Origin of the sequence: Acidocella sp. KAb 2-4 (genome assembly GCF_020567705.1) — a bacterium.
GTDB lineage: Bacteria > Pseudomonadota > Alphaproteobacteria > Acetobacterales > Acetobacteraceae > Acidocella.
The window spans coordinates 67064-89107 of record NZ_JAJDJU010000005.1; the positions used below are offsets into that span (position 1 = coordinate 67064).

Sequence of the window (22044 nt, forward strand, 5' to 3'; positions counted from 1 at the left end):
GCCCCTTGGCGCGGCCTGGGCGCAAGACTAAAGACGGGGCCATGTCCGACACCGAAACCTCACGCTACGATTTTTCCACCTCCGAGCCCCATTGGCAGGGCGAATGGGAGAAGGCCGGCTGCTTCAAGGCGGAAGATGTGCCCGCCGGGGGCAAGCCCAAATATTATGTGCTGGAGATGTTCCCCTACCCGTCGGGGAAGATCCACATGGGCCATGTGCGTAACTACACGCTGGGCGACGTGGTGGCCCGCTACAAGCGCGCCCAGGGCTTCGATGTGCTGCACCCGATGGGCTGGGACGCGTTCGGCCTGCCCGCCGAAAACGCCGCGCGCGAGAATAACGCCGATCCGGCGAGCTGGACCTACGCCAACATCGCCAATATGCGCGCCGAGCTGAAGCGCATGGGCTTCTCACTGGATTGGGACCGCGAGATCGCCACCTGCGACCCCGAATATTACGGCCAGCAGCAGAAAATCTTCCTGGATTTCTGGAAGGCCGGGCTGGTGGAGCGCCGCGCCGGTTATGTGAACTGGGACCCGGTGGACATGACCGTGCTGGCCAATGAACAGGTCATCGATGGGCGCGGCTGGCGCTCGGGCGCCATTGTGGAGAAGAAGAAGCTCTCGCAATGGTTCCTGCGCATCACCGATTTCGCGCCGGAATTACTCGACGGGCTGAAGACGCTGGAGCGCTGGCCCGAGCGCGTGAAGCTGATGCAGGAAAACTGGATCGGCTTCAGCCAGGGCGCGGATGTCACCTTCCCCCTCGCCGCGCCGGTGGACGGCATTGAGAGCGTGACCGTTTACACCACCCGGCCGGACACGCTGTTCGGCATGTCGTTTCTGGCCATCGCGCCGGAGCACCCGATCGCCAAGGCGGTGGCCGCCGCCAACCCGCAGGCGGCGGCCTTCGTGGCGGAATGCGCCAGCCAGGGGACGTCGGAGGCGGTGATCGAGGCGGCGGAGAAAAAAGGCTTCGCCACCGGGCTCACGGTCATCAACCCGTTCAACGGGCAGGAATACCCGGTCTGGATCGCCAATTTCGTGCTGATGGAATACGGCACCGGGGCGATTTTCGGCTGCCCCTGCGGCGACCAGCGCGATTATGAATTCGCCAGCAAATATGATCTGCCGATCCCCGTGGTGGTGTCGCCCAGCCCGGACGAAGCGCCCGAACTGCCCGGCAAGGCGCTGGATGGCGAGGGCTATATCGTCAATTCCGGCTTCCTCTCCGGCCTGCGCACCAAGGAGGCGAAGGAAAAGGCGATCGCCGAGCTGGAGGCGATTGGCGCGGGCAAGGCGGTGACGAATTGGCGCCTGCGCGACTGGGGGATTTCCCGCCAGCGCTATTGGGGCTGCCCGATCCCGGTGATCCATTGCGAGGCCTGCGGCCCGCAGCCCGTGCCCGAGGCCCAGTTGCCGGTGGCGCTGCCCAAGGATGTCAGCTTCGACAAGCCGGGCAACCCGCTCGACCATCACCCGAGCTGGCGGCATGTGGCCTGCCCGAAATGCGGCGAAGCGGCCCAGCGCGAGACTGACACCTTCGACACCTTCATCGATTCCTCGTGGTATTTCGCCCGCTTCTGCGCGCCGCGCGCGGCCACGCCGACCGGGCTGGACGCGGTGAAGCACTGGCTGCCGGTGGATCAATATGTCGGCGGCATCGAGCATGCGATTTTGCATCTGCTTTATGCGCGGTTCTTTACCCGCGCCATGGAGCGCACCGGACACGTTACGGTGAAGGAACCATTCGCCGGGCTGTTCACGCAGGGCATGGTGACGCATGAATCCTACAAGGATGCAGGTGGAAACTGGCTCTATCCCGATCAGGTGATCAAGACCGCCGACGGCGCCACGCATCGCGATACCGGCCTGCCGGTCACGGTCGGGCGCGTCGAGAAAATGTCGAAATCGAAACGGAATACGGTCGATCCGGGTGTGATCGTTGAACGTTTTGGTGCCGACACGGCGCGCTGGTTTGTGCTTTCCGACAATCCGCCCGAGCGCGATGTGGAATGGACCGAGACCGGCGTGCAGGGCTCGTTCCGCTTCGTGCAGCGCCTGGCGCGGCTGGGCGCGCTGATCGCGGCGGAGCCGATGGTGGATGCCCCGGCGGCGCTGGAGGGCGAGGCGAAGAAGCTGCTGAAGCAGACGCACAAGGCCATCGCCGCGGTGACCGAGGCGCTGGACACCTTCGCCTTCAACCTCGCCGTGGCGCGGATTTATGAACTCGCCGGCAACCTCGCCGGCACCACACCGGAAGATCCGGCCCTGCTTTATGCGCGGCGCGTGGCGATGGATATCATCGCCCGGCTGGTGGCGCCGATGATGCCGCATCTGGGCGAGGAGATTTTCGCCCGCCTGCACCCAGGCGCCGGGCTGGTGGCGCAGCAGCCCTGGCCGAAGGCCGACCCGGCGCTGCTCACCGTGGATGAGGTGACCATTGCGGTGCAGGTGAACGGCAAGCTGCGCGGCACCATCACCGTGCCCGCGGGCCAGGCGGGGGAGCAAAATATCGCCGCCGCCGCCGCTGCGGTCTCGACAGCGCTGGCCGGGCAGACCATTGTCAAGCAAATCCACGTGCCGGACAGGATCGTGAACTTTGTCGTCAAACCTGCTTAAGCCCGCCGCTCTCGCCGCCCTGCTCGGCCTCTCCGCCTGCGGCTTCACGCCGCTTTATGGCGGGCCGCAAGGGGTGGCTGCCAGCGCCCAGCTCGACGAGGTGGCGGTGGCGAATATCCCCGAGCGCACCGGCCAGCTCCTGCGGCAAAGCCTGGAGACGCAGCTTCACACCGCGGGCGCGCCGGTGAGTGAGCTGTATGAGCTGAAGGTCACCTATACCGTGGCCACCTCCGGCATCGGCGTGTTGCAGGATACCGCCACCACCCGCAACCGGCTCACCGCCACCGCGCAATGGAGCCTGACGCCGATCGGCAATCCGGGGCAGGCGCTGCTCAGCGGCACCGCTACCGCGATGAATGCGGAAAACGTGGTCGACCAGCAATATTTCGCGCTGACGCTGGAAAGCGACACGGTGAACAAGCAACTGGCCGATCAGGTGGCGGGCGAGATTACCGCGCAGATCGCCGCCTGGTTCCGCGCCCACCCCAACGCATGAAGCTCGATGCCGGCCGTATCGACGCCTTTCTGAAAGCGCCGACGGCCCCGATTGTGCTGCTGCACGGCCCGGATGCGGGGCTGGTTGCCGAGCGCGGGCTGGCGCTGGCGCGGGCGGTGCCGGGGGCGCTGAATGATCCGTTCCGCTTCGCCGAGCTGAGCAACCCGCCGCCGGATACGCTGCTGGCTGAGGCTTCCGCCGCCGCGCTGACCGGCGGGCGGCGCGTGGTGCGCGTGCGCGAGGCGCATGAGGCCCTGGCCAAGCCCTTGGAAACGCTGCTGAAACACCCGCCAGAAGCGCTGGTGATTTTGGAAGCGGGGGAGTTGACACCGAAATCCAAGCTACGCGCCCTGGCCGAGAAATCGCCCGACATTGCGGCCATCGCCTGTTATGCGATCGACCCGGCGAAATTGCCGCAAGTTGTCACCGCCCGGTTGCGCGGCATGGGGGTGAGCATCGACCAGGACGCCGCCGCCTGGGCTGGGCAGAATCTCTCGGGCGAGGAAGGCCCGCTCGGCCAGGCGCTGGAGGTGCTGTATCTCTATGCCGGGGAGAGCAAGGCGCTGAGCCTCGCGGATGTCGCCGCCGCGCTCACCGATGGCGGCGATACCTCGATGGGCGATGCCATCGACGCGGCGCTGACCGGCGATGTGGCGGCCACCGACAAGGCGCTGAGCCTGGCCTACGAGGAAGGCGTGTCGCCGGTCGGGTTGATCCGCGTGTTGCTGGGTGAGTTGCTGCGCCTGCGCGTGGCCGCCGGAGCCGTGGCGGAGGGCGCCTCGACGCAGGAGGCCATGGCCGGGATGCGCCCGCCGGTGTTCTTCAAGCGCCAGCCGGTGGTGACCAAGATGCTGCGGCTTTGGCCGCTGCCCGCGCTGGAGCAGGCGATCGCGGCGGCGCTGGCGGCGGAGGCGGCGTGCAAGACCACGCATATCCCCGACCAAGCCTATTGCCGGCAGACTTTGCTGGCCCTGGCCTCACGCGCCCGGAGCGTGGCGCGGCGCTGAATGGCGCCGCTCCACGTGGAGCGTTCAGCCGTTGAGCAGGGCCAGCAGCGAGTCCAATTGGTCCAGATTGGCGTAATTCAGCACCAGCTGCCCGCCCTTGCCGGTATATTTGATATCCACCCGCAACCCGAGCCGTTCGGTCAGGCTCTCGGCCAGGGCGGCGATGTCGGAATCGGCATGGGCGCTGCTCTTCGCCTTGGGCTCTGCGCCCGCCTTCGCCGCGCGGCTGGCGGCCTGCACCAGCGCCTCGGTTTGGCGCACATTCAGGCCTTTTTTCAGCACCTCGCGCGCGGCTTTCGCCGGGTCCGGATGGCCGAGCAGCGCCTTGGCGTGCCCAGCGGTCAGCTTGCCCTCGCGCACCAGCGCCAGTGCGGCCTGGGGCAGCTCCAGGATGCGCATAATGTTGCCGATATGCGAGCGCGACTTGCCGACCGCTTCGCCCAGCTTGTCCTGGCTGAGGTTGAACTCGCTGACCAGGCGGCGATAACCCTCGGCTTCCTCGACCGCGTTCAAATCCTCACGCTGCAAATTTTCCACCAGCCCGGCGGCCATGGCCTCGGCATCCGAGAGCGGCTTCACCAGCACCGGCACCTCGTGCAGCTTGGCGCGCTGGGCGGCCCGCCAGCGGCGCTCACCGGCGATGATCTGGTATTGCTCGGCCTTTTTCGGGTGCGGGCGCACCAGCAAAGGCTGCAAAATGCCGCGCTGGGCCACGGAATCGGCCAGCTCCTGCAAGGCGTCGTCCTGCATCGTCTGGCGCGGCTGAAACGGCCCCGGCTCCAGCATCTCCACCGGCAGATGCTGCACGCCGGGCGCGCTCACGCCGGGCGCCGCTGCATCGCCCAGCAGCGCCGCTAACCCGCGGCCCAAACGTTTCGGCTGTTCCTTCGCGCTCATGTCAGCACCTTCTTTGCCCTTGCCCGCTTCATGAATTCGGCCGCCAGGGCCAGATAAGATTGCGCCCCGACGGAGCGGAAATCATAAAGCAGGACTGGAATGCCGTGGCTAGGGGCCTCGGTGACGCGGATATTGCGCGGGATCACCGTGTCGAACACCAGCTGCTTGAAGAAGGCGCGTACGTCGTTGGTCACTTGTTCGGAGAGGTTATTGCGCCGGTCGGTCATGGTCAGCACGATGCCTTCCACCTCCAGCGCCGGGTTCAGGTTGCGCTTGACCATGTCCACCGTGCGCATGATCTGCGAGATGCCCTCCAGCGCGAAGAATTCCGCCTGGAGCGGGATCAGCACGGCATCCGCCGCCACCAGCCCGTTGAGGGTGAGTAGCCCCAGGCCGGGTGGGCAATCGATGAACACGACATCCGCCTGGGCCTGTTCGCGCAGGGCGTCGCGGAGCATGAATTCGCGCCGTTCCGTGCCGCCGAATTCGAGGTCCACGCCGATCAGATCCGCCACCGAGGGCGCGATGGTGAGGTTTTCAACCGCTGTCGGCAGTGTGCTTTCGGCCAGATTCGCCTCGCCCGCCAGCAGCCCATAGGTGCCGCCCTTGCGGTTGGCGGCGTCGATGCCCAGCCCGGTGCTGGCATTGCCTTGCGGGTCGATATCCACCAGCAGCACTTTTTTGCCGCCGACGGCGAGCGCGGCGGCGAGGTTGATGGCCGTGGTGGTCTTGCCGACGCCGCCTTTCTGGTTGGCGATGGCGACGATGCGCGGGCGCTTAAGCTTGGGCGGCATGGCGGATCTGGCTCACTTTCAGAATGCAGCTGTCACCCCAGCCCGGGGCGGCGATGCGCTCGGCCTGCATGTGCCAGAGCGCCTTGGCGGCGGTCAATTCGGCCTCCCAGCCGCGCCCCTTGGGGAACAGGCAAACCCCGTCCGGGGCCAGCAGCGGGGCCGCCAGCCCGAGCAATTTATCCAGCGGGGCCAAGGCTCTGGCGGTGATCAGCGGGGCCGGGATGAGGTTTGTCGCCTCGATGCGGGTATTGTGAATTTTCGCGGGCGCGCCGGTGATGCGCGCCGCCTCGCGCAGAAAGGCGGCCTTGCGGGTGTCGGCTTCGACCAGATCAAACGGGATACCGGTGGCGATGGCCAGCACCATGCCGGGAAACCCGGCCCCGGAGCCGAGATCGATGGCGCGGGCCGTCCCGGCGGGGATATAGGGGACCAGCCGCAGCGAATCCTGCACATGCCGCTCCCATAGATGCGGCAGGTCGGCCTTGCTCACCAGGTTGATCTTGGGCGACCATTTTTCCACCAGCGCGGCGAATTGGCGCAGCTTGTCCTCGTTCATGCCGCCCGGCGCCCCTTTTTCAACGCGCCGAACAGCGCGCCCAGCGCCGCCGGTGTCATGGCCTCGATCCGCCCGGCGGCGGCCAAGTTGCGCGGGCGCACCCGCTCCAGCTTCTCGCGCAGCTCGGCCGATAATCCGCCCACTTGCGCGAAGTCGAAATCCACCGGGATCAGCACCGCCTCGTCGCGCTCACGGGCTTTGATTTCAGCCTCCTGGCGGGCAAGATAGCCGGCATAATGCAGATCGGCGCGCAGGATGTTGGCGGCGCGGCTCTCGCCCTCCGGCTTACCGTTGAAACCCGCGATCTCGGCGCGTAGCGCGGCGAAGGCGGTTTCGCGCGCCGCCCCCACGCAGCCCCAGCCCAGGCCCAGCGGTGTGAGCCGCAGCTCGGCATTGTCGGCGCGCAATTGCAGGCGGTATTCGGCGCGCGAGGTGAACATGCGGTAAGGCTCGGTCACGCCCTGCGTCACCAGATCGTCGATCATTACCCCAATATAAGCCTGGGCGCGGCTGAGCACGGCCATGCCGGCATTGCCCGCCAGGCGCGCGGCATTCAGCCCGGCCATCAGCCCCTGCGCGCCGGCTTCCTCATAGCCGGTGGTGCCGTTGATCTGCCCGGCCAGGAACAGCCCCGGCAGCGCCTTTACTTGCAAGGCATGGTCCAGGGCGCGCGGGTCGATATAGTCATACTCCACCGCATAGCCGGGGCGCAGGATGACCGCGTGGTCCAGCCCGGGGATGGAGCGGATCAACTCCAGCTGCACATCCGGCGGCAGCGAGGTGGAGATGCCGTTGGGATACACGGTATCATCATCCAGCCCTTCGGGTTCCAGGAAGATCTGATGCCCCGGCTTTTCAGCAAAGCGCACCACCTTGTCCTCGATCGAGGGGCAATAGCGCGGCCCGCGCCCGGCGATGTTGCCGCCATAGACAGCGGATTTATGAATATTGGCGCGGATGATCTCGTGTGTGCGCTCGGTGGTCTTGGTGATGCGGCAGGAGATTTGCGGGTTGGTCACCGCCGCGGTCAACGCCGAGAACGGCTCCGGCGGGTCCTCGCCCTTGTCCTCGGGCAAATGCTCCCAGTCGATGCTGGTGCGGTTGAGCCGGGCCGGGGTGCCGGTCTTCAACCGGCCGAGCGGCAGGTTGAGCCGTTTCAGCGCTTCGGCCAGATGGGTCGAGGGGGCGTCGTCGATCCGCCCGCCGCGCACCATCTCGGCGCCGAAATGTAGCACGCCGTTGAGGAAGGTGCCGGTGGTCAGCACCGCCGCGGCGCAGGAAATCTCGCGGCCATCGGCCAGGGTGACGCCGCGCAGACGCCCATGCGCATCCTGCAGCAGCCCGGCGGCTTCGGCTTCCAGAATGGTGAGGTTGGGCTGCGCGGCCAGCAGCGCCTGGATGGCCTGGCGGTAGAGCTTGCGGTCGGCCTGGGCGCGCGGGCCGCGCACCGCCGGGCCCTTGGTGCGGTTGAGCAGCTTGAAATGGATGCAGGCGGCGTCGGCCGCCTTGCCCATCAGCCCGTCCAGCGCGTCGATCTCGCGCACCAGATGCCCCTTGCCGATGCCGCCAATGGCCGGGTTGCAGGACATTTCGCCCAGCCGGTCGGCCCGGTGGGTGACGAGCAGCGTGGCGGCGCCATAGCGGGCGGCGGCGGCGGCGGCCTCGGTGCCGGCATGTCCGCCGCCAATGACGATGACATCATAGTGCATGGCCGGGGTATTAGCGGGTCTTGGCGGCAAACGCCAAGCGCTGAATCGGGGGCTGGGCCGCTCCACGTGGAGCAGATGGACGGCGATGTTGCACTAAGTTTTTGAAAAATATCCCTTAAATCTCGTCCGCCGGGGGGCGATTCTGGCGCAATGCCGCCGCATTGGCCGCGATGCGCGCATAGAGCGCGTCGCTGAGGCTCTTGCGGCTCTTATAGGTTCCGGGTGGAATGGCGGGGTCGAGCCAGATGGTGGCGCGCAGGCTGCGCCGGCGCAGCAATTGTCCGGCATGCGGGGCGAGGTCCATGTCGCCGAACCAGGCGATCCCGGCGCGGTCGGCCCGGCGCACGGGCAGGCCTTCGAGTTGGTCATAGACGATCGTCACCGGCTGCACCCAGGGCGCGGCCGGGGTGAAGGCCAGCGAGAAAAACGCGGCGGCGAAGGGTAGCACGCGGTTGCCATCGGAGGATGTGCCCTCGGGGAACAGGATGACATTATCCCCCGCCGTCATCCGCGCGGCCATATCCTGCTGCTCGCGGGCCAGCGTGTCGCGCCCGCGAGAGACAAAGATCGTCCGCCCCAGCTTGGCGATCAGCCCGATCCCCGGCCAGGAGCCAACCTCGCCCTTGGCCACGAAACAGCCCGGCAGCACCGCGCCGAGGGCGATGATATCGACCCATGACCAATGATTGGCGGCGAACAGCACGGGGCGCGCGGTGGAAATTTCGCCCAGCACGCGCAGGCGCAGCCCGATGATCCAGGCCACGCCGCGCCAATACGCGCGGGCGAAGCGCTCCTTGCCACGCACCGGCAGCGCCAGCAGCACGGCCTGCACCGGGATGGAAAACGCCGTCCACAGCGCGAACAGCGTCAGGCGGTAGATCAGCCGGATCAGGGTGCGCCGCCTTTCAGCATCAGCCGCAGATCTTGCAGGATCGGCCCTGGATCGGCGCCGAGCTGGTCGCGCACAACCTCCACCCAGTCGCCCACGTCTTCCACGCGGGTCGGGTTGTCGCGCAGCAATTCGCGCTTAATGAAGGGAAAGCCGGCGAGCAAAAGCTGACGCCACAGGTCGGAAGTCGGGTTCAGCGCCACGCGCCGCGCCACGCCGTCGCGGATGCGCAGCACCTGGATCTTGCGGGTGATATGAATCGGGTCCGCCTTGCCGAGATCGGTCTCCTCCTCCTCGACCAGCTTGTCGATCTCGCCGCGGCCGACCATGCGCACCAGCTCGTCATACCGCCACACGGCGGCGCAGCGCAGCCCGCCCGCGGTCATCGCCTGGGTGATGCCGACCTCATATTCGCGCACGATATAGGTTTTCATCGGCACCGGCATCACCTGCGCCCAGAACGCGCGGAACGCCTCGGCGCGCAGCGCGGCAGGGCCAAAGGCGAGGAAGAAGGATTGCAGATGGTAGCGTACCTGCCAGCTTTCCGTGAGGCCCCAGATATCAGCCTTGCTGTAGTCGATCCGCCGCAGCGTGTCCGCCAGCGGCAGGATCGGGCCGAACACGCTGTCATTGGCGAGGATCACTTCCTCCGTCTCCGCGCGCGGCAGGCCGAGATGCTCCAGCGCGTCGCGCCAGGCCCCGAAATCATAGCCGATATTCTTGCGCACGATCACGGCGCTGCACAGCGCCTGCGCCGCCCGCAGCGCGGCGGGTTGGAGTTGGCCGGAATTGGTGACGAACACCACATCGCGTCCTGCCGCCTTGAGTTCGCGGATATAATGCAGGACCTGCTCGCGGATCAGCCCGCGCCCGTCGAAATGCATGAACAGCGCCACTTTCGGCCCCAGCGCGATCTGCCCTGGCGGCGCGGCGAAGATGATCTGGCGCGGACCGCGCCGCCGCGCCACCACGCGGGCGAGCGGCACCAGCAGGGTCCATTTCAGCAGCGAGCGCAGGCGCAGGAGCTTGTCTTTGATCATGGGGTTAGCGTCTCAATGGGGTCAATCTGCTGGCGCAAATCATCGGGCGCGCCGGGATAGGCGGCGATGCAGTCCCGCAGCAGCAGGCTGGCCTCCTCGTAGCGTTCCAGCCGGTGCAGCGCCACCACCTCGCCGCGCAAGCTTGGCCAGAATAGCGGTTCCGGCGCGGCACCGGGCGGGTTGGCGCGGCACAGCCCATCGCGCAGCTTGGCGAAGCCGGCCGCGCTGAGCAGCCAGTTTTCCTCGGCCAGATGCAGCATGGCGGCGGCGAAGAGCGCATCGCGCCGCAGCCCGGCGGGCAAGGTATCGCCGGGCGTCTCGCCCAGCAGGGCTTGTTGCAGGCGCGCGGCCTGCGCATAGGCCCCGGCATTGACCAGCGCCACGAAGCCCCGCCAGCCCGCCGCCACATCGCCCCGCGCGCAGAGCGCGTCAACGCTTTCCGGCTCTCCGGCCTCGGCGGCGCAGAGCAGCAGCTCCAGCGCGGCGAGATCGGCGATATTCCCGGCCAGCCCGTCGCCCAGCGAGCGTTTGGCCAGCGCGTTTTGCAGCGCCGTCAGGGCCGTGAGCGCGAGCGCGAAGAGCGGCCGCAGCGGCGCCCTGCCCTCGCCCTGGCCCAGGCGCTGCATGGCCCGGCTGTAGAAAATCACCCCCAGCCCCAGTGGCATGCGCTGCCCCAGCTCGACCAGGCTGGCATCGGCACAGCCCGGCGGCAGGGCGTCCAGCAGCGCTTCGGGGTCGTAGCCGTAACGCGCCCGTACCCCGGCCCGGAAGGCCGCCCAGGCGGCCTCGGCGGTGGCCCAATCGGCGGCGTTCACGGCCTCGAACAAGGCGCGCCCGGCGAAGCCGAGCTGCGCGTCGCTGCCCGGCTCGGCCCCCTGCCCGCGCTCAGCCAGATAGTGCCGGTAGAGGCCGTGTGCGGCGGCGAAATCCTCGTTCAGGGCAAAGGGCGCGGCCGAGGCATAGGCGATCAGCGTCATTCCGTCGCGCCGCAGCGCCACATGCGTGAACCCGGCTGCGCGCAGCGCATGCTCCAGGCTCTGCCATGTCTGCAAGATCAGATGCGCGTCCGGCGCCAGCAGCGCGACCAAATCGCCCGCGCCCAGCTCTGGCGTGATCCATTCCGCATCCGGTGTGGTCAAAACCAGAATGCCGTCCGTGGCCAGCGCCGCGCGCATCAGCCGCAGAAAGGCTGGCGGGTCGGCCAGATGTTCGATCACTTCGGTGGCGATGGCCACATCCCACGGCCCGGCGCCGAGATGATCGGCGGTGAGATAGCTTTGCCGTATGTTCAGCCCCAATGCGCGGGCGCCATGCGCGGCCAGGGGGGAAGGATCGAACCCCTCGCCCCGCCAGCCGCGCGCATGGATGCAGAAATCCAGCCCGAACCCGTAGGCGCCGCCAATCTCCAGCACGCGCGCCCCCGCCGGCTTGACGACGCGCGCCAGCGGCGCGGTGATTGGCCAGATGCCGGCGCCGATCTGCGCCTGGTAGTGATGCCATCCGAGCCGGATGGCTTTTTCGGATTCGTACTCGGCGATTTGCAGATCGTCCACGGTGCGCACGCTGCATCGCGGGCAGATCATCAGCGTCTTGTGCCGGTTCTCGCCCTCCAGATCGTCATCCACCGTGAGGATTTGCGCCATCTCGCCGGCAAAACCGCAATTCGGGCAGGTGGCTTGCGCGGTGCGCCCGTGCAGCCACTCGATCTCGATCTGCGCGGCGATGCGGATTTTGCCGGATGGCGGCATTATGCGAAGAGTTCCGGCACGCGCTGGCGCAGCGCCGCGTTCAGCTCGTCGCGCCGCGCCCACAGGCTGCGGTACCACGCGCCGCGTGCCTCCACCTGATAGGCCAGCATCCGTTTGCTGGCGGCATGGGCGTGCGCCGCCTCGGCCATGCGCTTCGTTGCCTCGGGGTAGGCCAGCAGGCGCAGCAAACCGGCCCGCAATTGCAGCGGATTTTCAAACAGCAGGCCGGTTTTGCCGTCCTCGATGCTGCCCGCATACACCACCGGGCTGGCCAGCGCCGCCACCCGCGCGGCGGCGGCCTCGATGAATTTCAGATCCGATTTGGCGCGGTTGAATTCGGTGTCGGCGAGTGGCATGAACGAGATTTCCGCCTCGCCCAGCATCTTCATATAGCCGGCATAATCGGCCATCGGCGCGAAGCTCTTATGCGGCGTTTCCAGCGCGTTGAAGAACGCCTCGTCGTACAACACCTGGAATTTCAGCCGCTCGCCCACCGCGCGCGCCACGTCGTTGATCGCGCCGATCAGCGGCGCCCAATCCGCCTGCCGGTTGAGCGCGCCGAAAAACAGGGTCATTTGCTCAGGGTTTTGGAAGTTGCGCGGCTGCGGCAGTTCGAAGATGCCGTTGGGGAACACCGCCACTTCCGGATTTTGCGCGCGCAGCGCCTCGCCTAGCGGGCGCGTGCTGGTCTGCACCGCATGCACGCCGCGGAAGGTGAGTAGCTCGTTCAAATTCACCCCGCGCTCCTCCAGGAACATCGGATGATCGTCAAACTCGCTGATCACGACATAGCCTTTTTCGAGCAGCGCGCGCACGCGGGCGAGCCCGTTGGCGCCGGTGAGCAGCGGGCGGTGCAGCACGGCGATGCGCGGCGTGTCCGGCAGCGCGGGGCGCATCTGCGCTTCGTCCATGATCACGCCAAACAGCGCGCTGTCGGTGCGCAGCGCGCGCACCGGCTCCAGCACCCGCACATCGGAGACACCGCCTTGCGGCGCCAGCATGGTGGCGTCCAGCTCCAGCCGCTCGGGCGCCGATTTGCGCGCGCGCCAGATGAATTGCAGCGGCCCGGCGCGGTTGAGATATTCCTGAGGCTCCACGCCCAGGGTTTGCAGTGCCGGGGCCAGCGCGGCGGCGAATTGCTCCGCCGGTTCTCTGGCGAAGGGCCGAGGCGAGAGGTCGGAGAGCTGCAACCCGGCCTCGCTCAGCGCGCGCGCCATGGTGCGCGGGGTGAACCAGCGCAGATGCGTGCGGTCAAACAGCCCCTGCTCCTCGTAATCAAACGCGCCGGTGAGCAGCCGCGCGGCGAAGCTCCAATGCTCGACATTGGGCATGCAGACCAGCACCGTACCTTCGGGCGAGAGATATTTCGCGTGTTCGGCCAGCAGTGCCCAGGGGTCGGCCAGATGCTCCAGCACATCGCCATAGATGATGCAGTCGATCCCCTCCGGCACCTCGAACGGCATCGGGGTTTTTTCCACATCGCCGCAGAATACCTCGCTGATGCGGTGCCGCGCATGGCTGATCGCCACTTCGTCGAGATCGATCCCCAGCACCCGGCAATTCGGGTTGCGGCGCAGATAATCGGCGCCCAGCGCCCCTTGCGCGCAGCCGACATCGAGGATGGTTCTGGCGGTGAGCGGGATTTTCTCCAGAAGCTCGGGGTTGGCGAAATCGGGGTAATGCGTGTGGACGGCGTTCACGGCGTGGGGTCCTCGCAAAGGGCGGTGCGCTGGGCTCAAATATTCGGGCGGCCAATGCCGGTATAGGCGAAGCCGGCGTCGCGCAGGGCCTGCGGGTCGAAGGCGTTGCGCAGGTCGACCACGACATCGCCGCGCATCAATTCCTTCAGCCGGGCCGGCGCCAGGGCGCGGAACTCGTTCCATTCCGTCACCAGCACCAGCGCGTCGGCGCCGGTCAGCGCGGTGGCGGCGTCTGGCGTCAGCGCCACCTCTTCCGGCAGCAGCGCCTTGGCGGTGTTCATCGCCTCGGGGTCGAAGGCCTGCACGCGCGCCCCGCGCGAGACCAGCCCGCGGACCAGCGGCAGCGACGGCGCCTCGCGCATGTCATCGGTCTCGGGCTTGAAGGCGAGGCCGAGCACCGCGATGGTCTTGCCCCGCACATCGCCGCCGCAGGCGGCCACCACGCGCGCGGCCATCGCCTCCTTGCGCGCGTCGTTCACCGCCACCACCGACTGGATCAGCCTTGATGGCGCCCCCGCCTCCTCGGCGATGCGCATCAGGGCCAGTGTGTCCTTGGGGAAGCAGGAGCCGCCGAAACCCGGCCCGGCATGCAGGAATTTGCGCCCGATGCGCCCATCCAGCCCGATGCCCTTGGCGATGTCGTTCACATCCGCGCCGACCTTCTCGCACAAATCGGCCATTTCGTTGATGAAGGTGATCTTCATCGCCAGGAAGCCGTTGGCGGCATATTTGATCAGCTCGGCGGATTCGATGCCGGTGAACAGGATCGGCGTCTCGATCAGGTTGAGCGGCCGGTAGAGCCGGCGCAGCACGTCGCGCGCCATGTCGCTCTCGGCGCCGACCACCACGCGGTCCGGGCGCATGAAATCGCCAATGGCCGAGCCCTCGCGTAGGAATTCGGGGTTGGAGGCGACTTCGACGCCGAGATCCGGGCGCAGCTCGCGCGCCATTTGCAGGATCTTCCGCCCGGTGCCGACCGGCACGGTGGATTTGGTGACGATCACCACCGGATGGTCCAGCTCGCGCAGCACCTGCTCCACGGCGGCGAACACATAGGTGAGGTCGGCATGGCCATCGCCGCGCCGCGTGGGGGTGCCGACGGCGATGAACACCGCCTCCGCCCCGGCGATGCCCTCGGCCAGCGTGGCCGGAAAGGTCAGCCGCCCGGCGGCGACATTATCGGCCACCAGCTTGTCCAGCCCCGGCTCATAGATGGGGATCTGCCCGTGCAGCAGCATCTCCCGCTTGGCGGCATCGGCCTCGACCACCGCCACCGCGACCCCGAACTCCGCGAAGCAGGCGCCCGACACCAGCCCGACATAGCCGCCGCCAATAATCGCAATCCTCATGCCCTGCTCTCCCGCATCCGCAACGCCCCGGTTCTGGCGTGGCCGTTGCGCCTTCGCAAGCCCCTTTCGCGGAAACGTGTGCATCTTCTAATTTGCGCCGGTTTCCGCCAAGTTGCGCGGGCATGACCCTCCCCGCCGCCCTCGCCGCCCTCGCCCTGCCCCGCCATCTGGCGCTGATGGCCGGGTTGGCCATCGTTTCGGGCATCATCGTGCGGGTGATGATCGCCATCGGCGTGCCGGACCGCCCGGACGCGCGCAAGGCGCACAGCCAGGTCACGCCCAAATCCGGCGGTGTCGGCATCGTCGCCGCGTTTCTGCTCGGTGTGCTGCTGCTTTATCATTACGGGCAGGTCTCGCGCCTGGCCGAGCCCTATTTCCGCGGGGTGATCGCGGCGGCGGCGCTGATGGCGGCGGTGTCGTTGCTCGACGATCTGTTCAACCTCTCCTTCGTCGTGAAGCTGCTGGCGCAGATCGTGGCGGCCGGCGGGGCGGTGGCCTCGGGGCTGTGGGTGCAGAGCCTCTCTTTGCCCTATTACGGCGTTGTCGGTTTCGGCTGGGTGGGGGTGGGCATCACCATGGGTTTCCTGCTCCTCGTGACCAACGCCATGAATTTCATCGACGGGCTGAACGGCCTGGCGGCGGGGGTGACGCTGATCGCCTGTCTGTTCCTTGCCGGCATTGCCGGGCTGCATGGCGGGTTTTTCGTCTATACCGCGTCGTTGCTGCTGGCGGGCGGGGTGCTCGGTTTTCTGCCCTACAACTTCCCCGCCGGGCGGATCTTCATGGGCGATGTCGGCAGCCAGTTCTGCGGCTTCATGCTGGCGCTGTTCGGCGTCGCCGCCACACGGTTCGAGGGTGTGCCCCTCTCCTTCCTGCTGGTGCCGTTTTTGCTCTCCGGCGTGCTCTATGATGTCGCCTTCACCCTCATCCGCCGCGCCCTGGCCGGGGAGAATCTGGCGCGCGCGCATAATGGGCATCTCTATCAGGTGGCGCGGCGCGCGGGGCTGGATGCGCGGGCGGTGGCGGCGCTGCATTGGGGCTTCGCCGGGCTGGGCGGGCTGGCGGCGCTGGGCTTCCTCGCCGCGCCGCCCGCCATCCGCCCGGCGATGGGCCTGCTGCCGCTGGCCGTGCAGCTGGGGTGGACGCGCTATGTCATCGCCCGCGCCCGCGCCGCCGGGCTGGCGCGGTGGTAGGGCTTACAACCCGAACAGCGTGACCAGCAGCGGCAGCAGCAGCGCGGTGACGATGCCGTTCAGCCCGATCGCCAGCCCGCCAAAGGCCCCGGCGGTTTCGTTCAGGCTGAGCATGCGCGCCGTGCCCAGCCCGTGCATCGCCACGCCCGCGGCCAGCCCCCGCGCGCGCCAGTCGCCGATCCGCCCAAGCTTGAAAAAGGCCGGATAGACCAGCAGCCCGAACATCGCGGTGATCATCACGAACACGGCGGTGAGCGAGGGAATGCCGCCGAGGCTTTGCGAGATGCCCATGGCAATGGGTGAGGTGACCGATTTCGGCCCCAGCGAGATCACCACCGCGCGCGGCGCGCCCAGCGCGTGGGCGATGAGCATGGCCGAGCTCGCCGCCACCACCGAGCCGGCGGTGAGGGAGACGAAGATCGGCAGGAAATGCTTGCGGATGGCGGCCCAGTTGGCGTGCATCGGCACCGCCAGCGCTACCGTGGCCGGACCGAGCAGGAAATGCACATACACCGCGCCGGTGAAATAGGCCTGGTAGCTCGTATGCGTGGCCAGCAGCAGCGCCGAGAGCAGCACGATGGCCAGCACCGTGGGGTTGCTGAGCGCCTTGTGCCCGCATTTGGCGTCGATGAAGAGGCACAGCTCCCAGGCGCAAAGCGTGGCGGTGAGCCCAAGCAGCGGCTGCGTTTGCAGGTAAACCCAGATGTGGAACAGCGGCAGCAGGCTATGCATGGGGTTCCTCCCCGGCGCGGGCCATGAACCATTGCATGATCACGCCGCTGACCAGCAGCCCCAGCACGGTGGAGACCGCGATGGCCAGCACGATGGCCAGCAGATTTTGGCGGAACACGTTCAGCTCCGCCACCACGCCCACGCCGGCAGGCACGAAGAGCAGGCCGAGATAGCGCAGCAGCCCCTGCGAGGTCTCGCGCAGCTCCACGCTCGGCCCGCCCCGGCGCAGCAGCACCGCCAGCAGCAGCACCAGCCCCAGCACCGGGCCGGGAATGGGCAGCCCGGTGCCCTGTTGCAGGATTGTCCCGGCCAGCTGGCACAGCAGCAAAACCGCCAAGGCTCGTATCATCGCGTCATCCCTCGCATGCCGCTCCGCCCATAGCGCAGCAAAGCCCACCGCCGAAGCGCGAATCCCGCGCCCCAGCCGCCAAAAACCGCTTATCTTCCCTTGCATCCGGGGCGGGGCCAGCGTAAAGCCGGGCCTCCATGCTGCCGGTCGGGATCGGCGGCCCGAAACCTATTGGAGCTGACACGGTGAAAGCCAACATCCATCCGGACTATCACGAGATCAACATCATCATGACCGACGGGACTGAGTTCAAGACCCGCTCGTGCATGGGCCAGCCGGGTGAGACCCTGCGCCTGGACATCGACCCGAAGTCGCATCCGGCGTGGACCGGCGTGCAGCGCGTGATGGACACGGGTGGCCAGGTCGCTAAGTTCAACAAGAAGTTCGCCAGCATCGGTCTGCGCAAGAAGTAAGCCCTGGCCCGCATGGGCGTGGCGGAAAAGGCCCCTTCGCGGGGCCTTTTTTATGGCTGATCACCGGCGCGCGTTGAAGAAATGCTCGATATTGCGCAGCTGGTCCTGGAAGAAACGCGAGAATACATGGCCGCCGGAGCCGGTGGCGACGAAATACAGCGCGTCGCTCTGCGCCGGGTGCAGCACGGCCGCGATGGCCGCCGCGCCGGGCGCGCAGATCGGGCCCGGCGGCAGCCCGGCATGGGCGTAGGTGTTGTAGGGCGAGGGGTTGGCGAGGTCGGTGCGGGTGATGACCGCGCCGCCTGACTGCTTGCCCTGGGTGGCGGCGTAGATCACCGTCGGGTCGGCCTGCAGCTTCATGCCGATCCGCAGCCGGTTTTCATACACGGCGGCGATTTTCGGCAATTCCTGCCCCAGCGGCGTTTCCTGCTGCACGATGGAGGCCAGGATCAGCGCCTCCTGCGGCGTGGCCAGCGGCAGATTGGGCGCGCGTTGCGCCCAATCGGTGGTCAGAGTGGTCTGCATCGCTGCCTCGGCCCGAGCCAGGATGGCGTCGCGCTTGGTGCCCCAGAGGTAATTATAGGTTTGCGGCAGCACCGCGCCCTCGGGCGGGGGCGCCACGCTGCCGGTGGCGGCGGGCGCGGCGTTGAGAATGGCGGCGATCTGCGCGCCGGTGAGCCCCTCGGGGAAGGTGACCTGATGCTCCACCTGCTGCCCGTGGCGCAGGATGTGCAGAATATCCTTAAGGCTGGCATGGGCGGGGAAGATGAACTCCCCGCTATGCAGCACGCCATCGCCACGGGTGAACAGGGCGGCTGCGCGGAAAATAAGCGGATGCCGGATCACCCTGGCCGCGGTCAGCGCCCGCGCGGCGGCGCCACTGCCCCCGGCGGGGATCACCACATCGGCATTGGTCTGTCCGGCGCCCGGGGAGAGATAGCTCTCACGGGCTGCCATCTGCCCCACTCGCAGCACGGCGAGCAGGGTCAGCAGCACGAAGAAAATGCGGACGCGCAGAGAGATGGCTTAAACGGCCCGCTTGAAGATGATGGAGGCGTTGGTGCCGCCAAACCCGAAGGAGTTGGATAGCGCCACGTCGATCTTGCGCGGTTGCGCCTGCAGAGCCACGCGGTCCACCACCGAGGCGCGGCTCGGCTCGTAGAGGTTCAGCGTCGGCGGGGCGACATTGTCGCGGATGGCGAGAATGGAGAAGATCGTCTCCACCGCGCCGGCCGCGCCGAGCAGATGCCCGACCGCCGATTTGGTCGAGGACATGGCGAGCTTCTTGGCGTGGTCGCCAAAGAAATTCTCCACCGCCTCCAGCTCCAGATCGTCGCCCAGCGGCGTCGAGGTGCCGTGCGCGTTGATGTAATCCACCACATCCGGCGAGATGCCGCCGTTTTTGAACGCGGCCTTCATGGCGCGGAAGGCGCCGTCGTGATGCTCGGCCGGGGCGGTGATGTGGTGGGCGTCGCCCGACATGCCGTAGCCGCCGATCTCGGCGTAAATCTTGGCGCCGCGCTTCTTGGCGTGCTCGTATTCCTCGAGCACCACCACGCCGGCGCCTTCGCCCATCACGAAGCCGTCGCGGTCCTTGTCCCAGGGGCGGGAGGCTTCGGCCGGGCGGTCGTTGAAGGCGGTGGAGAGGGCGCGCGCGGCGGAGAACCCGGCGATGCCCAGCGGGCAGACCGCGGCCTCGGCGCCGCCAGCCACCATCACATCCGCATCGCCATAGGCGACGAGACGGGCGGCGTCGCCGATCGCGTGCACGCCGGTGGCACAGGCGGTGACGGCGGAATGGTTGGGGCCCTTGAGCCCGTATTTGATGGAGACCTGCCCGGAGATCAGGTTGATCAGCGCGGCCGGGATGAAGAAGGGCGAGACGCGCTTGGCGCGGCCCTCATGCACCATGATCGAGGTCTCATAGATGGTCTGCAGCCCACCAATGCCGGAGCCGATCATCACGCCCGAGGCGCATTTATCCTCCTCGGTTTCCGGCGCCCAGCCGGAATCCGCCATGGCCTGGGCGGCGGCGACCATGCCATGATGGATGAAGCGGTCCATCTTCTTGAGTTCCTTGACCGCGATCCACTCCGCGAGGTCAAGCTTGCCCTCGGCGGCCGGTCCCGCGGAGACCTGGCCGGCGATCTTGGCGGCAAGATCCGTGGTGTCGAAGGAGTCGATGGCGGTGATGCCAGACTCCCCATTGAGCAGCCTCTTCCAGACATGTTCAACCCCCACCCCAAGCGGGCAGGTGATCCCCATACCTGTAACGACAACACGGCGCATGCGAACTCCTTGGACGGCTTTAGCGCAACAAGCGGGGGCTGATTACTCGGCCTTCTGCTTCTCGATGTACTCGACCGCATCCTTCACGGTGGTGATCTTCTCGGCGGCATCCTCGGGGATCTCGACGCCGAAGGCTTCCTCGAACGCCATCACCAGCTCCACCGTGTCCAGCGAGTCAGCGCCCAGATCGTCGATGAAGGAGGCTTCCGGGGTCACCTTGGCCTCGTCCACGCCCAGGTGCTCGACCACAATCTTCTTAACCTTGTCGGCGATTTCGCTCATAAAACTTCACTTTCCTGCAACTAAATGGGTGGAGACGGTGCGACCTTAGCACCGCTGGGGATAACGCGTGAATCCAAACCGAGGCGGCGCTTAGCATGGTTTTTCACGCCAAGCCAAGCCGCCGCCCGGTTTGGGCTCAGATCATGGCCATGCCGCCATTCACATGCAGCGTGGCGCCGGTGACCCAGCCCGCCTCCTCGGCGGCCAGATAGACCACGGCGGCGGCGATGTCCTTGGGCGCGCCGAGGCGCCCGAGCGGGATCTTGCCCGAGAGATCGGCGCGCTGCGCGTCGGAGAGCGCGTCGGTCATCGGGGTCTCGATGAAGCCGGGCGCCACCAGGTTCACGGTGATCCCGCGCGAGGCGACTTCCTGCGCCAGCGACTTGGTGAGGCCGATCAGCCCGGCCTTGGCGGCGCAGTAATTGGCCTGGCCGGGGTTGCCGGTGGCGCCGACGATGGAGCCGATATTGATGATGCGCCCGGCCTTGCGGCGGAGCATGAATTTCAGCGCCGCGCGGATCAGCCGGAACGGGGCGGCGAGGTCCACGTTCAGCACCTTCTCCCAATCGGCGTCCGACATGCGCATCGCCAGCCCGTCCTTGGTCAGCCCGGCATTGTTCACCAGGATGTCCACCTTGCCCAGCGCCGCCTCGGCGTCGTTGATCAGCCGCGCCGCCTCGTCGGGCTGGGCGAGGTCGGCGGGTAGCACATGCGCGCGCTCGCCCAGCTCGGCGGCCAGGGTGTCCAGCGCCTCGCGCCGCGTGCCGGAGAGCGCGACAATGGCGCCCTGGGCGTGCAGGGCGCGGGCGATCTCGGCCCCGATGCCGCCGGAGGCGCCGGTAACGAGGGCGGTTTTACCAGTCAGATCAAACATTTACAGAACCTTCAGCAGGGCTTCGATATCGGCCGGGGAACCGGCGGAGATGGCGGTGGCGTCCGGCGCGATGCGCTTGACCAGCCCGGCCAGCACCTTGCCGGACCCCAGCTCGACGAAATTGGTCACGCCGAGCGCGGCCATCTCCTGCACGCTCTCGCGCCAGCGCACGGTGGCGGTCACTTGCTGCACCAGCAAGTCGCGGATCAGATTGGGGTCGCTCACTTTCTGCGCGGTCACATTCGCCACCAGCGGCACCACCGGGGTGCGGGGCGGGGTGTTGGCGAAGGCTTCGGCCATGGCGTCGGCTGCCGGGGCCATCAGCGCGCAATGGAAGGGCGCGGAGACCGGCAGCAGCATGGCGCGCTTCACGCCCTTGCCCTTGGCGATCTCGATGGCGCGGTCCACCGCCGCCTTATGGCCCGAGATCACCACCTGGCCGCCGCCATTATCGTTGGCGGCGGAGACGATCTCGCGCCCCTCGGGGCCCATTTCCGCCTCGGCGCAAATTTCACGCGCGGTGTCCATCTCCACGCCCAGCAGGGCGGCCATGGCGCCCAGCCCGGCGGGCACGGCGCGCTGCATGGCCTGGCCGCGCAGCTTCAGCAGCCGCGCGGTGTCGGCGACAGAGAACGCATCGGCCGCGGCCAGCGCCGCGTATTCGCCCAGGGAGTGCCCGGCGACCAGGGCGGCCTTCTCCTTCAGGCTGACCCCGCCCTCGGCCTGCAACACGCGCAGCACGGCCAGCGACACCGCCATCAGCGCCGGCTGGGCGTTCTCGGTCAGGGTCAGCTCCTCGGCCGGGCCTTCGAACATCAGCTTGGAGAGCTTCTGCTTCAGAACCTCGTCCACTTCCTCGAACACTTGCCGCGCCGGGGCGAAGGCGGCGGCGAGGTCGCGGCCCATGCCGACGGCCTGGCTGCCCTGGCCCGGGAAAATAAAGGCGTTCACCGCCATATCGTGGGTCTCCTCTAACGTGACGGGGGGACTAGCATGAGCCGTCGCCGACGCAAAATCGGGTCGGAAGTTATGATACAACCGCCTGAAATAATTAAAAGTTTTTGGGGGTGTGGGGGCTTTTTTCAAAAAGCCCCCAGGAGGATTCC

General features: G+C 67.4%; 21 protein-coding genes. 5 read left to right on the forward strand and 16 right to left on the reverse strand.

All coding sequences use genetic code 11. The features are described 5' to 3' along the window. Positions 1 to 41: 41 nt before the first annotated feature. From leuS to holA, 3 genes are read left to right on the forward strand one after another with little or no spacing between them, the layout of a single operon-like run. Positions 42 to 2621, forward strand: a complete 2580-nt coding sequence (gene leuS, locus LI953_RS05370) for a leucine--tRNA ligase (protein WP_227075009.1) — start codon at positions 42 to 44, stop codon at positions 2619 to 2621. Further along, entirely contained in the window at positions 2602 to 3117 is a 516-nt protein-coding gene (gene lptE / locus LI953_RS05375; RefSeq protein ID WP_227075010.1) for an LPS assembly lipoprotein LptE, read from the forward strand. The genes leuS and lptE overlap by 20 nt, the downstream gene beginning before the upstream one ends. Continuing rightward, positions 3114 to 4124, forward strand: a complete 1011-nt coding sequence (gene holA, locus LI953_RS05380) for a DNA polymerase III subunit delta (protein WP_227075011.1) — start codon at positions 3114 to 3116, stop codon at positions 4122 to 4124. The genes lptE and holA overlap by 4 nt, the downstream gene beginning before the upstream one ends. A gap of 24 nt (positions 4125 to 4148) precedes the next feature. On the opposite strand, the gene LI953_RS05385 is transcribed toward holA, so the two are convergent. From LI953_RS05385 to LI953_RS05425, 9 genes are all read right to left on the reverse strand, one after another. Beyond that, the gene (locus tag LI953_RS05385; protein WP_227075012.1) at positions 4149 to 5021 is read right to left on the reverse strand and encodes a ParB/RepB/Spo0J family partition protein; all 873 of its coding nucleotides are present in this window, start codon (positions 5019 to 5021) and stop codon (positions 4149 to 4151) included. Beyond that, positions 5018 to 5815 carry a ParA family protein gene (locus LI953_RS05390; RefSeq protein ID WP_227075013.1) on the reverse strand — a complete coding sequence of 266 codons (798 nt, stop codon included), beginning with the start codon at positions 5813 to 5815 and terminating at the stop codon, positions 5018 to 5020. The genes LI953_RS05385 and LI953_RS05390 overlap by 4 nt, the downstream gene beginning before the upstream one ends. Continuing rightward, a complete protein-coding gene (gene rsmG, locus LI953_RS05395; RefSeq protein WP_227075014.1) occupies positions 5799 to 6371 on the reverse strand; it encodes a 16S rRNA (guanine(527)-N(7))-methyltransferase RsmG in 573 nt (190 codons plus the stop codon). Before rsmG ends, LI953_RS05390 begins: the two co-directional genes overlap by 17 nt. After that, the gene (gene mnmG / locus LI953_RS05400) at positions 6368 to 8080 is read right to left on the reverse strand and encodes a tRNA uridine-5-carboxymethylaminomethyl(34) synthesis enzyme MnmG (protein ID WP_227075015.1); all 1713 of its coding nucleotides are present in this window, start codon (positions 8078 to 8080) and stop codon (positions 6368 to 6370) included. The genes rsmG and mnmG overlap by 4 nt, the downstream gene beginning before the upstream one ends. Before the next feature lie 115 nt (positions 8081 to 8195). After that, positions 8196 to 8912: a lysophospholipid acyltransferase family protein gene (locus LI953_RS05405; protein WP_227075016.1), complete on the reverse strand. Its 717-nt coding sequence runs from the start codon at positions 8910 to 8912 to the stop codon at positions 8196 to 8198. Positions 8913 to 8968: 56 nt separating this feature from the next. Beyond that, positions 8969 to 10009, reverse strand: a complete 1041-nt coding sequence (locus tag LI953_RS05410; protein ID WP_227075017.1) for a rhamnan synthesis F family protein — start codon at positions 10007 to 10009, stop codon at positions 8969 to 8971. Continuing rightward, positions 10006 to 11757 carry a class I SAM-dependent methyltransferase gene (locus tag LI953_RS05415; RefSeq protein WP_227075018.1) on the reverse strand — a complete coding sequence of 584 codons (1752 nt, stop codon included), beginning with the start codon at positions 11755 to 11757 and terminating at the stop codon, positions 10006 to 10008. The genes LI953_RS05410 and LI953_RS05415 overlap by 4 nt, the downstream gene beginning before the upstream one ends. Continuing rightward, entirely contained in the window at positions 11757 to 13457 is a 1701-nt protein-coding gene (locus LI953_RS05420; RefSeq protein WP_227075019.1) for a class I SAM-dependent methyltransferase, read from the reverse strand. The genes LI953_RS05415 and LI953_RS05420 overlap by 1 nt, the downstream gene beginning before the upstream one ends. Before the next feature lie 35 nt (positions 13458 to 13492). Next, entirely contained in the window at positions 13493 to 14806 is a 1314-nt protein-coding gene (locus LI953_RS05425; protein ID WP_227075020.1) for a UDP-glucose/GDP-mannose dehydrogenase family protein, read from the reverse strand. Between the two features lie 122 nt (positions 14807 to 14928). Between LI953_RS05425 and LI953_RS05430 the strand changes: the two genes are divergently transcribed. After that, a complete protein-coding gene (locus tag LI953_RS05430) occupies positions 14929 to 15999 on the forward strand; it encodes a glycosyltransferase family 4 protein (RefSeq protein ID WP_227075021.1) in 1071 nt (356 codons plus the stop codon). Between the two features lie 3 nt (positions 16000 to 16002). Here the strand turns inward: LI953_RS05430 and LI953_RS05435 are convergent, their stop codons facing one another. Together LI953_RS05435 and LI953_RS05440 are read right to left on the reverse strand one after the other, a co-directional pair. Continuing rightward, positions 16003 to 16731, reverse strand: coding sequence for an LrgB family protein (locus LI953_RS05435; protein ID WP_227075022.1), 729 nt, complete (start codon positions 16729 to 16731; stop codon positions 16003 to 16005). After that, positions 16724 to 17080 (reverse strand): CidA/LrgA family protein, encoded by a 357-nt coding sequence (locus LI953_RS05440; RefSeq protein ID WP_227075023.1) that lies wholly within the window; start codon positions 17078 to 17080, stop codon positions 16724 to 16726. Before LI953_RS05440 ends, LI953_RS05435 begins: the two co-directional genes overlap by 8 nt. A 185-nt stretch (positions 17081 to 17265) precedes the next feature. On the opposite strand from LI953_RS05440, the gene rpmE reads away from it, so the two are divergent. Beyond that, positions 17266 to 17493 carry a 50S ribosomal protein L31 gene (rpmE, locus tag LI953_RS05445; protein ID WP_227075092.1) on the forward strand — a complete coding sequence of 76 codons (228 nt, stop codon included), beginning with the start codon at positions 17266 to 17268 and terminating at the stop codon, positions 17491 to 17493. A gap of 60 nt (positions 17494 to 17553) precedes the next feature. Here the strand turns inward: rpmE and mltG are convergent, their stop codons facing one another. The 5 genes from mltG to fabD all read right to left on the reverse strand — a co-directional run bounded on the left by mltG (position 17554) and on the right by fabD (position 21895). Beyond that, positions 17554 to 18489, reverse strand: a complete 936-nt coding sequence (mltG, locus tag LI953_RS05450) for an endolytic transglycosylase MltG (protein ID WP_227075024.1) — start codon at positions 18487 to 18489, stop codon at positions 17554 to 17556. Between the two features lie 30 nt (positions 18490 to 18519). Beyond that, positions 18520 to 19782, reverse strand: coding sequence for a beta-ketoacyl-ACP synthase II (gene fabF / locus LI953_RS05455; RefSeq protein ID WP_227075025.1), 1263 nt, complete (start codon positions 19780 to 19782; stop codon positions 18520 to 18522). 42 nt (positions 19783 to 19824) lie between these two features. Next, the gene (locus tag LI953_RS05460) at positions 19825 to 20064 is read right to left on the reverse strand and encodes an acyl carrier protein (RefSeq protein ID WP_183266581.1); all 240 of its coding nucleotides are present in this window, start codon (positions 20062 to 20064) and stop codon (positions 19825 to 19827) included. A 136-nt stretch (positions 20065 to 20200) separates the two neighbouring features. Then, the gene (fabG, locus tag LI953_RS05465; RefSeq protein WP_227075026.1) at positions 20201 to 20938 is read right to left on the reverse strand and encodes a 3-oxoacyl-[acyl-carrier-protein] reductase; all 738 of its coding nucleotides are present in this window, start codon (positions 20936 to 20938) and stop codon (positions 20201 to 20203) included. Then, positions 20939 to 21895, reverse strand: a complete 957-nt coding sequence (gene fabD / locus LI953_RS05470; RefSeq protein WP_227075027.1) for an ACP S-malonyltransferase — start codon at positions 21893 to 21895, stop codon at positions 20939 to 20941. Between the last annotated feature and the right edge of the window lie 149 nt (positions 21896 to 22044).

Excerpts from the sequence above, each read along its gene's own strand:
- fabD (WP_227075027.1), bottom strand. The coding sequence starts at position 21,895 with ATGGCGGTGAACGCCTTTATTTTCCCGGGCCAGGGCAGCCAGGCCGTC.
- LI953_RS05385 (WP_227075012.1), bottom strand. The coding sequence starts at position 5,021 with ATGAGCGCGAAGGAACAGCCGAAACGTTTGGGCCGCGGGTTAGCGGCG.
- LI953_RS05430 (WP_227075021.1), top strand. The coding sequence starts at position 14,929 with ATGACCCTCCCCGCCGCCCTCGCCGCCCTCGCCCTGCCCCGCCATCTG.
- leuS (WP_227075009.1), top strand. The coding sequence starts at position 42 with ATGTCCGACACCGAAACCTCACGCTACGATTTTTCCACCTCCGAGCCC.
- LI953_RS05415 (WP_227075018.1), bottom strand. The coding sequence starts at position 11,757 with ATGCCGCCATCCGGCAAAATCCGCATCGCCGCGCAGATCGAGATCGAG.
- LI953_RS05440 (WP_227075023.1), bottom strand. The coding sequence starts at position 17,080 with ATGATACGAGCCTTGGCGGTTTTGCTGCTGTGCCAGCTGGCCGGGACA.
- holA (WP_227075011.1), top strand. The coding sequence starts at position 3,114 with ATGAAGCTCGATGCCGGCCGTATCGACGCCTTTCTGAAAGCGCCGACG.
- LI953_RS05460 (WP_183266581.1), bottom strand. The coding sequence starts at position 20,064 with ATGAGCGAAATCGCCGACAAGGTTAAGAAGATTGTGGTCGAGCACCTG.
- LI953_RS05435 (WP_227075022.1), bottom strand. The coding sequence starts at position 16,731 with ATGCATAGCCTGCTGCCGCTGTTCCACATCTGGGTTTACCTGCAAACG.
- LI953_RS05390 (WP_227075013.1), bottom strand. The coding sequence starts at position 5,815 with ATGCCGCCCAAGCTTAAGCGCCCGCGCATCGTCGCCATCGCCAACCAG.
- rsmG (WP_227075014.1), bottom strand. The coding sequence starts at position 6,371 with ATGAACGAGGACAAGCTGCGCCAATTCGCCGCGCTGGTGGAAAAATGG.
- fabG (WP_227075026.1), bottom strand. The coding sequence starts at position 20,938 with ATGTTTGATCTGACTGGTAAAACCGCCCTCGTTACCGGCGCCTCCGGC.
- LI953_RS05410 (WP_227075017.1), bottom strand. The coding sequence starts at position 10,009 with ATGATCAAAGACAAGCTCCTGCGCCTGCGCTCGCTGCTGAAATGGACC.
- fabF (WP_227075025.1), bottom strand. The coding sequence starts at position 19,782 with ATGCGCCGTGTTGTCGTTACAGGTATGGGGATCACCTGCCCGCTTGGG.
- mnmG (WP_227075015.1), bottom strand. The coding sequence starts at position 8,080 with ATGCACTATGATGTCATCGTCATTGGCGGCGGACATGCCGGCACCGAG.
- LI953_RS05425 (WP_227075020.1), bottom strand. The coding sequence starts at position 14,806 with ATGAGGATTGCGATTATTGGCGGCGGCTATGTCGGGCTGGTGTCGGGC.